At 59.5% G+C, this 12,952-nt stretch carries 12 protein-coding genes; 2 read left to right on the top strand and 10 right to left on the bottom strand.

Annotation, left to right across the window (positions count from 1 at the left end):
* Nucleotides 1-24 precede the first annotated feature (24 nt).
* From CAF80_RS09640 to CAF80_RS09595, 10 genes are all read right to left on the bottom strand, one after another.
* Nucleotides 25-1,986, bottom strand: a complete 1,962-nt coding sequence (locus CAF80_RS09640) for a DUF4105 domain-containing protein (RefSeq protein WP_039764797.1) — start codon at nucleotides 1,984-1,986, stop codon at nucleotides 25-27.
* The gene (locus CAF80_RS09635; protein ID WP_039764795.1) at nucleotides 1,983-2,303 is read right to left on the bottom strand and encodes a DUF2388 domain-containing protein; all 321 of its coding nucleotides are present in this window, start codon (nucleotides 2,301-2,303) and stop codon (nucleotides 1,983-1,985) included. Before CAF80_RS09635 ends, CAF80_RS09640 begins: the two co-directional genes overlap by 4 nt.
* Before the next feature lie 27 nt (nucleotides 2,304-2,330).
* Nucleotides 2,331-2,639 carry a DUF2388 domain-containing protein gene (locus CAF80_RS09630; RefSeq protein ID WP_064592548.1) on the bottom strand — a complete coding sequence of 103 codons (309 nt, stop codon included), beginning with the start codon at nucleotides 2,637-2,639 and terminating at the stop codon, nucleotides 2,331-2,333.
* Between the two features lie 107 nt (nucleotides 2,640-2,746).
* Entirely contained in the window at nucleotides 2,747-3,064 is a 318-nt protein-coding gene (locus CAF80_RS09625; protein WP_007953908.1) for a DUF2388 domain-containing protein, read from the bottom strand.
* Nucleotides 3,065-3,396: 332 nt separating this feature from the next.
* Entirely contained in the window at nucleotides 3,397-3,612 is a 216-nt protein-coding gene (locus tag CAF80_RS09620; protein WP_007911656.1) for a DUF1127 domain-containing protein, read from the bottom strand.
* A 320-nt stretch (nucleotides 3,613-3,932) separates the two neighbouring features.
* The gene (locus CAF80_RS09615) at nucleotides 3,933-5,426 is read right to left on the bottom strand and encodes an acetyl-CoA hydrolase/transferase family protein (protein ID WP_085667264.1); all 1,494 of its coding nucleotides are present in this window, start codon (nucleotides 5,424-5,426) and stop codon (nucleotides 3,933-3,935) included.
* 214 nt (nucleotides 5,427-5,640) lie between these two features.
* Nucleotides 5,641-7,074: an NAD(P)(+) transhydrogenase (Re/Si-specific) subunit beta gene (locus CAF80_RS09610; RefSeq protein ID WP_085613551.1), complete on the bottom strand. Its 1,434-nt coding sequence runs from the start codon at nucleotides 7,072-7,074 to the stop codon at nucleotides 5,641-5,643.
* Nucleotides 7,074-7,394, bottom strand: a complete 321-nt coding sequence (locus CAF80_RS09605) for an NAD(P) transhydrogenase subunit alpha (protein WP_003220416.1) — start codon at nucleotides 7,392-7,394, stop codon at nucleotides 7,074-7,076. Before CAF80_RS09605 ends, CAF80_RS09610 begins: the two co-directional genes overlap by 1 nt.
* Nucleotides 7,395-7,409: 15 nt before the next feature.
* Nucleotides 7,410-8,531, bottom strand: coding sequence for a Re/Si-specific NAD(P)(+) transhydrogenase subunit alpha (locus tag CAF80_RS09600; RefSeq protein ID WP_039764785.1), 1,122 nt, complete (start codon nucleotides 8,529-8,531; stop codon nucleotides 7,410-7,412).
* A gap of 434 nt (nucleotides 8,532-8,965) precedes the next feature.
* A complete protein-coding gene (locus CAF80_RS09595) occupies nucleotides 8,966-9,865 on the bottom strand; it encodes a LysR family transcriptional regulator (protein WP_074689734.1) in 900 nt (299 codons plus the stop codon).
* A gap of 158 nt (nucleotides 9,866-10,023) precedes the next feature.
* On the opposite strand from CAF80_RS09595, the gene CAF80_RS09590 reads away from it, so the two are divergent.
* Together CAF80_RS09590 and CAF80_RS09585 are read left to right on the top strand one after the other, a co-directional pair.
* Nucleotides 10,024-11,205 carry an acyl-CoA dehydrogenase gene (locus CAF80_RS09590; protein ID WP_011331834.1) on the top strand — a complete coding sequence of 394 codons (1,182 nt, stop codon included), beginning with the start codon at nucleotides 10,024-10,026 and terminating at the stop codon, nucleotides 11,203-11,205.
* A gap of 13 nt (nucleotides 11,206-11,218) precedes the next feature.
* Nucleotides 11,219-12,439 carry a CaiB/BaiF CoA-transferase family protein gene (locus CAF80_RS09585; RefSeq protein WP_085647208.1) on the top strand — a complete coding sequence of 407 codons (1,221 nt, stop codon included), beginning with the start codon at nucleotides 11,219-11,221 and terminating at the stop codon, nucleotides 12,437-12,439.
* Nucleotides 12,440-12,952 lie beyond the last annotated feature (513 nt).

The raw sequence follows: 12,952 nt of genomic DNA, 5'->3' as shown, positions 1-12,952 counted from the left end.
GTCTTTTGTTTTCAGGGCTGTTGTTCAGGGCAACTCCAATCCGCCCGAGGCTTTGTGCAGTTTGCGCAGATGTTCGCCGATCTGCTTTACGTTGGCCTCGCTGGCCGCAATCTCGGCTGCTCGTTTGGGCTCCAGCAGCGCGCGCACTTCCTTATCGAGATCGCCGGTCAGGGCCAGCAATTGTTTCTGGCGCTGGCTGCTTTCTGCTTCCAGTCGGCTGAATTCGCTTGGTTGCGGCAGGCCATAACCTCGGGAGTCGAGCAATTCTGCCGGCCGGCTGAGGAAGCCGCTGTTGGCGAGAATCTGCTGCAACGTCGCGTTGGCCTTGTCCATGCCACCGTTTTCCAGCTCCCGGGCGCCGAGGTAACGTTGCTTGACCTCATCCTGAGCCAGCAACAGTTGGCGGCGGAAACTGGCCTGTTCCAGCAATAGCAGCGCGGCACTGGTGCGCAGGTCGGCCCGTTCGAACCAGGGCCGACGCTCTTCGGCGGACAGCGAAAGCCATTCTTCAACGGTTGTCTGCTTGATCGGCAATTGCTTCTTCAACACATCGAACATCGCCTGATAACGGTCACGGAACGAGTCAAAGCGATAACCCAGGCGCAGCGCTTCTTTCGGATCATCGAGCACGCTGGTGTCGGCCAGGCCTCGCCCTTTCAGCACTTCCAGCAAGCCGTTGGGCATGATGCTGTCGAGGCCGGTGAGTCGGGCGTTGTTGCTGCCGCTGCGCAGCAGTTTCAGGCCTTCCACCGCACAGTTGTTGGAGAGGAAGAAGTAATTGCCGTCGTAGCTCCAGTGCATTTCGGCGGCGTGTTCGACCACGCCCTCGATTTCGCTGCGCGAGAGATTCAGCGGCACCGACGCCAGGCTGCGCAGTTCGGTCTTGGTGTACTCGTCGATCACCTGCGCCAGCGGCAGTACGAACAGGCGCGACGGGTACTTGCCGACAAGACCGTCCCAGCTCGACAGCTGCACGTCCCCGACGAAGGCGCGGTACGACAACACCAGATGCTGATCCAGATCCAGCCGGCAGTCCGGCCCGCGTGGCCGGCCAGGTGCGCAGATCACCAGACGCAGCATGCTGTGGCCCCAACGGCTGACCCAGTTCTGGTTGGCTTCTGCCAGCAGGTAATCCACCGCGTACACACGTTCCGGATCGACCTGGCCCAGGGGCTGTTTGGCAAAGTCGTTGCCGGCGTTGAGGAAGGCGAAGGTTTTGGCGCATTCATCCTTTGCTGGCGGTGCCCAGCCGAAGTGTTCCTGGTAATAGCGATACAGCGCCGGGCGACGGCAGGCGTAGCTCGGGTCGAGGAGGAAATACTCCATGTTGACCGCGACAAACTCCTTCGGGCTGGAGATTTCGTAGAGGTCGGGGCTGCGAGCGATCTGCCGGTTGTGCTGTTCCCGCTCACCCCGACGCCCGACGTATTGCTGCCAGCCGGCGAGATCGAGCAGGCGTGGATCATCGCTGAGGGTGAAGCGCCGACCGTTCTGGCCGCGGCACTCATCGGGAATGCCGATCAGCCCGGCGCTGTTGTTGCGCCGGGTGCAGCGCTGGATCAGCGTGCGTTCGGCCGCCGGCCACAAGCGCGCGCGATCGTAAATGTGGGTGATTTCGTGCAGCACCGTGGCCAGCAGTTCTCGGCGAACGGTGCCATGGGGGCGATTGGTTTTTTCTTTGGCCGCGCTGCCATCGGTTAGTCCGGCGAGCAGTTTGCGGTTCAGGTCCAGCTCGGAGACGAGCGTTGCCTGACCGTAGGCGTTGCCAGGCATGTCGTCGGTCCAGCCGACATCGATGCGCCGGTCCAGGCGTTCGATGAAGCTCGGCGGCAATGCCTGCATGGCCTCATCGAGCAGCGCCTGGCTGGCCTGTTGTTGGGCGGGGCTCAAACCATCGGTCTTGAGCCGCAATTGCAGGCCGGCGTGGGCGCTGTTGCCAAGCAGCAACAACGCCCCGGCCAGCAGCCAGGCGCCGAGTGACCTCACAGTGCGAGGATGGCTTCGGCGAGTACCTGATCACTGGCGTCGCGGGCTTCCGGCACGCGGGTGCGCAAGGTTTTGAAGGCCGCTTCCAGGTTTGCACCACGGATATCACCGTCGCTGGCCACGAAACTGGCAGCGTCGTCATGGGCTTCGCGGATGATTTTCGAATCGCGAATCGACGTAGTGGTGTCGGAGGTGAAATCGATGGTGCGCTGGGAGGCGCGGACGATGATGTTACTGGTGGCTACCAGGGTGTGTGCCTGGGCCATATCGGCCAACAACAGCAGGCCAAGGGCGGCAGCAATCAGCGGGCTACGCATGGAACGACTCCGAAAGGACAGGGATGACTATTGGACGAGAATTGCCTGTGCCAGTTCAAGGTCACTGACATGAAGTTTTGGCCGGCTCTTGCGCAGGTAATGCAGCGCAGATTCGAGCTGTGCGCCGCGCATCTGGCCGTCACTGGCAACGAACGCTGCGGCATCGTCGTGCGCGGCGATGATCAGTTTACGGTCGAACGGTGCGGAAGAAACCATGCCCGTGGCCCAGACGCTGACGACGGTGTTCTGTGTGGACACATCGAAGGCGTCTGCCAGAGGAATCCAGCAGGCGGTGAGCAGTAAAGAAGGGATAAGCAGATTTGAAAGAAAACGCATGGGACTCGGCAACTGTTGGCGAGTCCCAAGGCTAGCGCAATGCCCCGACTAGAGCCAGCGCCGAAACATCGGGACACGACCGGCGTGTCCCGCGATGCCCCTGTCGCTTAGATCGTCAGAATGGCCTGGGCCAGCTGTGCGTCGGTCGCGTTCAGTTGCGGAGCCTGATGACGGATGTGATCCAGTGCGCTCTCCAGTTTCACGCCACGGATTTCACCTTCGCTGGCTACGAAGCTGGCAGCGTCGTCACGGGCAGCGAGCACGATCTTGTCGTCACGGAAGGACGAAGTAACGTCGGAGGTGGCATCTGAAGAAGACTTGAGCGCGCCAACAACGGCGTCGGTGGTAACGATGAAGCTGGTGGCGCTGGCGTTGGCAGCTACGGCCAGCAGAGCGGCGGCGCTGAGCAGACGAAGACGGGACATGGGAGAACTCCTGTGGATAAACCGTATTGAGAGGTGGCTCGGTGTCTGAAGGTCAGACGCCAGTTGCACAGCATTCGCCACGTTCTGAATGGAGCTTAGGCTTCCGTTGCAACTTCGCACAGTGGTCAGGATGCTGGCCTGAACCGATTTATCGTAACTGTACCTGTCTTTTCTTAAGTTACGAGAACTGTACCTGTTCGATGATCAAGAGTGGATACTCGGTTTTTCTGGCCCGCAAACGACAAGACCCGTCGCGGTTTCCCGCGACGGGTCTTGTTTATTCAATTCGGGTTGCTGGCGGTGGGTCTAGCGACCAGAGCCAGCGACGCTGCTTAGCGCCAGAACGGCTTGCTCAGCTCTTCGTAGCGTTGTGCTTCGCTGATACCGGCATCGGCCAGCAGACGCGAATCCAGGCGAGCCAGTTGGTGGCGGCTGGAGATGCGGCGCTGCCACAGCATCAGATTGGCGATTACGCGCAGAGGCAGGGAAGCCTGGGTGTTTACAGCTTTGTCTTCGAAGAACAGTTCGGAACTGAGTGTACGTTCCATGGTTGACATCCTTCCGCTTGTGGCGGGATTAGGTAGTGGTTTAACTGGTGCCCATGATCCTCTCGTTTGGCCAGACTCTCTAGATACAGTTCACCTGTAATGTGAGTGACCAGTTAACTGTTTATAGGGGGTGTACGGGTCAAAATTGCGCAAACTGTACTTGTCTGCTCTTATTTGGTGCATTTTTATCCAATTCGATGATTCGAGTAGGTAAAAGCCGTAGGAAAAGACCGGTACAGCAGTACAGTTTTTGGCGATTGAAGTGATTTCAAGATCCCGCTGGCGAAACTGTGTTTGCGCCAGCGGAAAATCTGTGCGGATTACACCGCCAGCATGCGTCCGGTTTCTTCCAGATTGATATGCCAGCTCAGGGCGTCACGCAGAATGTGCGGGGTGTGGCCGCCGATCGCGCAGGCTTTGTCGAAGTAGTCGTTCAGCGCCTGGCGGAAATCCGGGTGCACACAGTTATCGATGATGACCCGGGCGCGTTCCCGTGGCGCCAGGCCGCGCAGGTCGGCCAGGCCCACTTCGGTCACCAGGATGTCGACGTCATGCTCGGTATGGTCGACGTGGCTGACCATTGGCACCACGCTGGAAATCGCGCCGCCCTTGGCGATCGACTTGGTCACGAACACCGCCAGGTGTGCGTTGCGCGCGAAGTCGCCCGAGCCGCCAATGCCGTTCATCATCCGCGTGCCGCAGACGTGGGTGGAGTTGACGTTGCCATAGATGTCGAACTCAAGGGCGGTGTTGATGCCGATGATGCCCAGGCGCCGCACCACCTCCGGGTGGTTGGAGATTTCCTGCGGACGCAATACCAGCTTGTCCTTGTACTTCTCCAGATTGCCGAACACGTCGCTGTTGCGCCGCTCCGACAGAGTGATCGAGCTGCCCGAGGCGAAGCTCAGCTTGCCCGCATCAATCAGGTCGAAGGTTGAGTCCTGCAGCACTTCGGAGTACATGGTCAGGTCTTCGAACGGCGAGTCGATCAGCCCGCACATCACTGCGTTGGCGATGTTGCCGATCCCTGCCTGCAACGGACCGAGCTTGTTGGTCATGCGTCCGGCATCGACTTCCTGTTTGAAGAAGGTGATCAGGTGATCGGCGATGGCTTTGGTATCGACATCCGGCGACGACACGGTGGACGGCGAGTCCGACTGCTGGGTGATGACGATGGCGACAATCTTCTCCGGCGGGATCGGGATCGCGGTGCTGCCGATGCGGTCGTCGACCTTTACCAGCGGGATCGGCGTGCGGGTCGGGCGGTAGGTCGGAATATAGATGTCGTGCAGACCTTCGAGGTTGGCGTTGTGCGCCAGGTTGATCTCGACGATCACGTGTTTGGCGAAGATCGCGAAGCTCGCCGAGTTGCCCACCGAAGTGGTCGGCACGATGTGGCCCTGTTCGGTGATGGCCACGGCTTCGATGACGGCGATGTCCGGCAGCTTCAGCTGCTGGTTGCGCAGTTGCTCGACGGTTTCCGACAGGTGCTGGTCGATGAACATCACTTCGCCGGCGTTGATTGCCTTGCGCAAGGTGCTGTCGACCTGGAACGGCATGCGCCGGGACAGCACGCCAGCCTCGGTCAGTTGCTTGTCGAGGTCATTGCCCAGACTGGCGCCGGTCATCAGGCTGATCTTCAGCGGCGTGACCTTGGCTCGCTCGGCCAGCGCATGGGGCACGGCCTTGGCTTCGCCGGCGCGGGTGAAGCCGCTCATGCCGACGGTCATGCCGTCCTCAATCAGCGCAGCGGCGTCGGCGGCGCTCATCACTTTATCCAACAACGAAGGCAGGCGAATACGGTCACGGTACATGGATTATTTTCTCGGGCAGCGAGTAGCAGGATGCGCAGTCTAGTGAATTTCGCGAGCGCCTGTCCCGCTACCAAGGTCGCAAACGAGGCGTCTATTTAGCGGGTTTCAAGTAAAACACCGTTACCGGATCTGCAACAACGCGGCAAATTGTCCGACGTTTTGCGCAAACAAAAACGCCCCGACAAGTCGGGGCGTTCGGTGTTGCCGGCGAGGGTTACTCGACCGCTTTGACCATGTCTTCGATGACTTTTTTCGCGTCGCCGAACACCATCATGGTCTTGTCCAGGTAGAACAGTTCGTTGTCCAGACCGGCATAGCCGCTGGCCATCGAGCGCTTGTTGACGATGATGGTCTTGGCCTTGAACGCTTCGAGGATCGGCATGCCGGCAATCGGCGATTTCGGATCGTTCTTGGCGGCCGGGTTCACCACGTCGTTGGCGCCCAGCACCAGAACCACATCGGCCTGACCGAACTCGGAGTTGATGTCTTCCATCTCGAACACCTGGTCGTACGGCACTTCGGCCTCGGCCAGCAGTACGTTCATGTGCCCAGGCATCCGGCCGGCCACCGGGTGGATCGCGTACTTCACGGTCACGCCATGGTGGGTCAGCTTCTCGGTCAGCTCTTTCAAGGCGTGCTGCGCGCGGGCCACCGCCAGGCCGTAACCCGGAACGATGATCACGGTGTCGGCGTTGGTCAGCAGGAACGTCGCGTCGTCAGCCGAACCGGATTTCACCGGACGGGCTTCCTTCTCACCGGCAGGACCGGCGTCTGCTGTATTGCCAAAACCGCCGAGCAGTACATTAAAGAAGGAACGGTTCATCGCCTTGCACATGATGTACGAGAGGATCGCACCACTCGAACCCACCAGCGAGCCGGCAATGATCAGCATCGAGTTGTTCAGCGAGAAGCCGATACCCGCCGCCGCCCAGCCGGAATAGCTGTTGAGCATCGACACCACCACCGGCATGTCGGCGCCGCCGATCGGGATGATGATCAGCACGCCCATGACGAACGCCAGGGCCAGCATCAGTGCGAACGCGGCGAGGTTGCCGGTCAGCATGAAAGTGACGCCGAGGATCAGAGTCGCCAGGCCCAGTACCGCGTTCAGCTTGTGCTGGCCGCTGAACTGTACCGGTGCGCCCTGGAACAGCCGGAACTTGTACTTGCCAGACAGCTTGCCGAAGGCGATCACCGAACCGGAGAAGGTGATTGCACCGATGGCTGCGCCAAGGAACAGCTCCAGACGGTTACCCGCCGGGATCGAGTCGCCCAGTTGCTTGACGATGCCCAGCGACTGCGGCTCGACCACGGCAGCAATGGCGATGAACACCGCTGCCAGACCGATCATGCTGTGCATGAACGCAACCAGTTCCGGCATCTTGGTCATTTCAACGCGTTTGGCCATGATCGAACCGGCGGTGCCGCCGATCAGCAGGCCGACGATCACGTAACCGATGCCAGCAGTCGCCAGCTCGGCGCCCAGCTTATAGATGAGGCCGACCGTGGTGATGATTGCCAGTGCCATGCCGAGCATGCCGAACAGGTTGCCGCGGCGCGACGTGGTCGGGTGCGACAGGCCCTTGAGGGCCTGGATGAAGCAGATCGACGCGATCAGGTAGAGCGTCGTGACGAGGTTCATGCTCATTACTTAGGCGCCTCTTCTTTTGCTTTCGGGGCTTTCTTCTTGAACATCTCAAGCATGCGGCGGGTCACCAGGAAGCCACCGAATACGTTGACCGCGGCCAGTGCCACGGCGAGGGTGCCCATGGTCTTGCCCAGAGGGGTGACGGTCAGTGCGGCGGCGAGCATGGCGCCGACGATCACGATCGCCGAAATGGCGTTGGTCACCGCCATCAAAGGCGTGTGCAGCGCGGGTGTAACGTTCCATACCACGTGATAACCGACATAAATCGCCAGCACGAAGATGATCAGGTTGTAGATACCGGGGGAGATAAGCTCTTCCATCGTCTGAATCCCTGCTTAGGCGTTTTTGCGGATGACTTGGCCGTCGCGGCACATCAGGCACGCGGCGACGATGTCGTCTTCGAGGTTCACTTCGAACTGGCCTTCTTTGGTAAAGACCAGCTTCAGGAAGTCCAGCAGGTTGCGTGCGTACAGCGCCGAGGCGTCTGCGGCGACTTCACCGGCGAGGTTGGTCGGGCCGACGATGGTCACGCCGTTCTCGATCACGACCTGATCGGCCACGGTCAGCGGGCAGTTGCCACCCTGTGCTGCCGCGAGGTCGATGACCACCGAGCCGGGTTTCATCTGCGCCACGGTGTCCGCGCTCAACAGCGTTGGTGCCTTGCGGCCCGGAATCAGTGCGGTGGTGATGACGATGTCAGCCTGCCTGGCGCGCTCGTGCACGGCCTGGGCCTGACGCTGCATCCAGCTCGCCGGCATCGGGCGTGCGTAACCACCGACGCCGACCGCGCATTCGCGTTCTTCATCGGTCTCGTAAGGCACGTCGACGAACTTGGCGCCGAGGGATTCGATCTGTTCCTTCACGGCCGGACGTACGTCGGACGCTTCGATGACGGCACCCAGACGTTTCGCCGTGGCAATCGCCTGCAACCCGGCCACACCAGCACCCAGAATCAGCACGCGCGCCGCTTTCACGGTGCCCGCAGCGGTCATCAGCATCGGCATGAAGCGCGGATAGTAGTGGGCGGCCAGCAGCACCGCCTTATAGCCGGCAATGTTCGCCTGGGACGACAGCACGTCGAGGCTCTGGGCCCGGGAGGTGCGTGGCGCCGCTTCCAGGGCGAACGCGGTAATCCCGCACTCGGCCATCTTCGCGATGGTGTCGTTGTTGAACGGGTTGAGCATGCCCACCAGCACCGTTCCGCGCTTGATCAGCGTCAGTTCGGCATCGCTTGGCGCGACCACTTTGAGAATCAGCTCGGCGCCAAACGCGTCATTGGCACTGCCAATGGTTGCGCCTGCCGCTTCATAGGCACTGTCGACAACGCTGGCTTTAACGCCGGCGCCGGTTTGCACAGTGACCTTATGACCTTGGCTGATCAGCTTTTTAATGGTTTCCGGGGTTGCAGCAACCCGTGTTTCACCGGTCTGGGTTTCGAGAGGAACACCAATGTGCACGTCAAATCTCCTGCGTGATCTTATTGAGTAAACCCATGCACTACGGATGGTGCGACTGGGGCGGCCGATCAGCACGATCCCGCCAAATCAGGGCGGGGCGCGGCATTTTGCAGGCGAAGTTTATGCCCTTCAAGGGATTATGACGGGTGACGGAAAATTAACTACAAGTCATCCCGTGACCGAATGTCGCAGATGGCCAGTTGAATCCCTTGCAGGCCGTGCCTTTCAAGGAGTCTGGATGAATTTGAAGAATTTTCTCATCGGTGACGTGAATAGGTCGCAATGAGTCGCGAATGAGGGCGCAAAGCCACGTCGTCAGGCGCTTGTGGGACGTCTGTACGACTTTCGGATACAGTCTGTCTATTTGCGACAAATAGTTATATCTGTAGGGCTTTGGTTTTCCTGACTACGGGGTTAGTAATCGCTGAGGCCCTTTATCCTTCTAGGTTGTAGCTGTGTGCCTGGTTCACCAGCCAATCGCGAAAAGCCTTGAGTGACGCCGATTCGACCTTTCGCTCCGGAATCATCAGGTAATACGCCTTGATGCTGGAGAGCGCGTTTGGGTTGGCAATCACCAGGCGTTTCTCGGCCAGTTCGCGCTGAATCAGGAACGGTGGGATCAGCGCGATGCCCATGTCGTGCATGGCAGCCTGGGCCAGCATGGAGAATAGCTCGTAGCGCGGACCTGTCATGTCGCGGGGGATGTTCAGGTGTTGCGAGTTGAACCACTGTCGCCAGGCGTAGGGGCGGGTGGTTTGCTGGAGCAGCGGCAGATCGGCGATTTTATCGGGTGTCAGATGCGTCTTGTTGCCGAGCAGGGCGGGACTGCATACCGGCATCGGATTCTCGCCCATCAACCTGTGGGATTCGGTACCGGACCAGTCGGCATCGCCAAAGTAGATGGCGGCATCGAAGTCAGTGTCGGCAAACAGGAATGGGCGCGTGCGATTCGTCAGGTTGACCGTCACTTCCGGGTGCTTGAGCTGGAAGTCCTTCAGCCTTGGCAACAACCATTGCGTGCCGAAGGTGGGCACCACGGCGAGTTCGATCACGTTGGTACCTTGCTGGCCCATCACCGACAGGGTGTCGCGTTCAACGGCGTCGAGTTGAGTGGCAACCCGGCGGCTGTAGGAAAGGCCCGCTTCTGTCAGTTTCACCCCGCGACGCGAGCGTCGGAAGAGTTCGACGCTGAGGAAGTCTTCCAGGCTGGCGATCTGTCGGCAAATGGCGCCCTGGGTGAGGGAAAGTTCTTCGGCGGCCTTGGTAAAGCTCTCGTGACGGGCGGCGGCTTCGAAGCTGATCAGGGCGGTGGTGCTGGGTATCTTGCGGCGCATGTACGTCAACCTCACTAATACATCGCTTAATCGGCATTTCGCGACGTTTCGGAGTGAGAAATTAGCACAACAGGATGCGAAATCCTCGTTTGCCGGGATGGCGAAGCGGGCCTAGGATCAATGCCACGTTAATTCACCCGATTTGCGAGGACTCACTCATGGGCGGTAAAGCTAGCTTCAACTGGATCGATCCACTGCTGCTGGATCAACAGCTGACTGAAGAAGAACGCATGATCCGCGACACTGCCGAGCAATTCGCCCAGCAGAGCCTCGCGCCACGCGTTCTGGAAGCCTTCCGCCATGAGAAGACCGATCCGGCGATCTTCCGTGAAATGGGCGAAGTCGGCCTGTTGGGCGCAACCATTCCCGAGCAGTACGGTGGCAGCGGCCTCAACTACGTCAGCTATGGCCTGATTGCCCGTGAAGTCGAGCGTGTCGACTCTGGCTACCGTTCGATGATGAGCGTGCAGTCTTCGCTGGTGATGGTGCCGATCAACGAATTCGGTACCGAAGCACAGAAACAGAAGTACCTGCCGAAACTGGCTTCCGGCGAGTGGATCGGCTGCTTCGGTCTGACCGAACCGAACCACGGCTCCGACCCGGGCGCGATGATTACGCGTGCACGCAAGGTCGATGGCGGCTACAGCCTGACCGGCGCCAAGATGTGGATCACCAACAGCCCGATCGCCGATGTGTTTGTGGTCTGGGCCAAAGATGATGCCGGCGACATCCGTGGCTTCGTACTGGAGAAGGGCTGGAAAGGCCTGAGCGCCCCGGCGATTCACGGCAAGGTCGGCCTGCGGGCTTCGATCACCGGCGAAATCGTCATGGATAACGTGTTCGTGCCGGAAGAGAACATCTTTCCGGACGTGCGTGGTCTGAAAGGTCCGTTCACCTGCCTCAACTCTGCACGTTATGGCATTTCCTGGGGTGCGCTGGGCGCGGCCGAGTTCTGCTGGCACACCGCTCGCCAGTACACCCTGGATCGTCAACAGTTCGGCCGTCCGCTGGCCGCTACTCAGTTGATCCAGAAGAAGCTGGCTGACATGCAGACCGAGATCACCCTGGCGCTGCAAGGCTGTCTGCGTCTGGGCCGCATGAAGGATGAGGGCACTGCTGCGGTTGAAATCACTTCCATCATGAAGCGCAACTCTTGCGGCAAGTCTCTCGAGATCGCTCGTATGGCGCGTGACATGTTGGGCGGCAACGGGATCTCTGATGAGTTCGGTGTGGCCCGTCACCTGGTCAACCTAGAAGTGGTGAATACCTATGAAGGTACTCACGACGTTCACGCGCTGATCCTCGGTCGTGCGCAGACCGGCCTGCAGGCGTTCTATTAATAGGAGAGCGACCATGGGCGCGCTGTCGCATCTACGGGTACTGGATTTATCGCGAGTGCTGGCCGGCCCATGGGCCGGGCAAATTCTTGCCGACCTTGGGGCGGAAGTGATCAAGGTCGAGCGCCCGGGCAATGGTGACGACACTCGCGCCTGGGGGCCGCCCTTCCTGAAAGACGCTTACGGCGAGAACACCAGCGAGGCGGCTTATTACCTGTCGGCCAATCGCAACAAGCAATCGGTGACGATCGACTTCACGCGTCCCGAGGGTCAGAAGCTGGTAAGGGAGTTGGCAGCCAAGTCCGACATCCTTATCGAAAACTTCAAGGTGGGGGGGCTGGCGGCTTATGGCCTGGATTACGAGTCGCTGAAGGCAATCAATCCGGATCTGATCTATTGCTCGATCACCGGTTTCGGTCAAACCGGACCGTATGCGAAGCGTGCGGGTTATGACTTCATGATCCAGGGGCTCGGCGGTCTGATGAGCCTGACCGGGCGGCCCGAAGGTGATGAGGGTGCGGGGCCGGTGAAGGTGGGTGTGGCGCTCACGGATATCCTGACGGGGCTGTATTCGACCGTGGCGATTCTGGCGGCGCTGGCCCACCGTGATCACGATGGTGGTGGGCAGCATATCGATATGGCTTTGCTGGATGTGCAGGTGGCGTGCCTGGCCAACCAGGCGATGAACTACCTGACGACGGGCACTGCGCCAAAGCGGCTGGGGAATGCGCATCCGAATATTGTGCCGTACCAGGATTTTCCTACGGCTGACGGCGACTTCATTCTCACGGTGGGTAATGACGGGCAGTTCCGCAAGTTCGCCGAAGTGGCGGGGCAGCCGCAGTGGGCGGATGATCCGCGTTTCGCGACTAATAAGCTGCGAGTGGCGAATCGGGCCGTCCTGATTCCGCTGATCCGCCAGGCGACCGTTTTCAAGACCACCGCAGAGTGGGTGAGTCAGCTGGAGCAGGCGGGCGTGCCATGTGGGCCGATCAATGATCTGTCACAGGTGTTCGAGGATCCGCAGGTGAAATCGCGCGGGTTGGCGATCGAGCTGCCTCACGCGCTGGCGGGGATGGTGCCGCAGGTGGCCAGCCCGATTCGGTTGTCGCGGACTCCTGTCGAGTATCGCCGTGCGCCTCCTTTGCTGGGCGAGCATACGCTGGAGGTTTTACAGCGCGTGCTGGGCTTGGGGGCGGGTGCAGTGGCTGCGATGAAGGAGGATGGAGTGCTCTGAGAGTTCTCTCTATATAGAAAGGGTGCTGAATCCTTCTTCTATATAGAAGGACTTGAGTGCTTTTTGGCCTATCGGCAAGTTATTGAAAGAAAAGCGAAATTAAGTGTTGACGGCAGATTCTGAGTCTCTATAATTCGCCCCACTTCCGGCGCAGCCGAAACGGAAAACTCCTTGAAATTCAATGAGTTAAGCAGGTTTCGAATGTGGGTTGCTTCAGTTCATTGAAGCCTGGAAGGAGTTGGAAATGCCGGTTTTCTGGTGCTTTCAACGGTTCGATCTTCTCGGTCGAAAGCGGAGAAAAAGAGGTGTTGACAGCAGCGTGTAACGCTGTAGAATTCGCCTCCCGCTAACGAGAGATCGGAAGCGCAAGTGGTTGAAGTTGTTGAAGAAATCTTCGAAAACTTCTGAAAATAATCACTTGACAGCAAATGAGGCTGCTGTAGAATGCGCGCCTCGGTTGAGACGAAAGATCTTAACCAACCGCTCTTTAACAACTGAATCAAGCAATTCGTG

This window comes from Pseudomonas sp. B34(2017) (assembly GCF_002112915.1).
Lineage (GTDB): Bacteria > Pseudomonadota > Gammaproteobacteria > Pseudomonadales > Pseudomonadaceae > Aquipseudomonas > Aquipseudomonas pharyngis.
This window is presented reverse-complemented; position numbering and strand designations above follow the sequence as displayed.

Bases quoted from the DNA above. Each gene is read 5' to 3' on its own strand.
- CAF80_RS09610 (WP_085613551.1), bottom strand. From the start codon at position 7,074: ATGAGCATGAACCTCGTCACGACGCTCTACCTGATCGCGTCGATCTGC.
- CAF80_RS09625 (WP_007953908.1), bottom strand. From the start codon at position 3,064: ATGTCCCGTCTTCGTCTGCTCAGCGCCGCCGCTCTGCTGGCCGTAGCT.
- CAF80_RS09605 (WP_003220416.1), bottom strand. From the start codon at position 7,394: ATGGAAGAGCTTATCTCCCCCGGTATCTACAACCTGATCATCTTCGTG.
- CAF80_RS09595 (WP_074689734.1), bottom strand. From the start codon at position 9,865: ATGCGCCGCAAGATACCCAGCACCACCGCCCTGATCAGCTTCGAAGCC.
- CAF80_RS09630 (WP_064592548.1), bottom strand. From the start codon at position 2,639: ATGCGTTTTCTTTCAAATCTGCTTATCCCTTCTTTACTGCTCACCGCC.
- CAF80_RS09635 (WP_039764795.1), bottom strand. From the start codon at position 2,303: ATGCGTAGCCCGCTGATTGCTGCCGCCCTTGGCCTGCTGTTGTTGGCC.
- CAF80_RS09615 (WP_085667264.1), bottom strand. From the start codon at position 5,426: ATGTACCGTGACCGTATTCGCCTGCCTTCGTTGTTGGATAAAGTGATG.
- CAF80_RS09585 (WP_085647208.1), top strand. From the start codon at position 11,219: ATGGGCGCGCTGTCGCATCTACGGGTACTGGATTTATCGCGAGTGCTG.
- CAF80_RS09590 (WP_011331834.1), top strand. From the start codon at position 10,024: ATGGGCGGTAAAGCTAGCTTCAACTGGATCGATCCACTGCTGCTGGAT.
- CAF80_RS09620 (WP_007911656.1), bottom strand. From the start codon at position 3,612: ATGGAACGTACACTCAGTTCCGAACTGTTCTTCGAAGACAAAGCTGTA.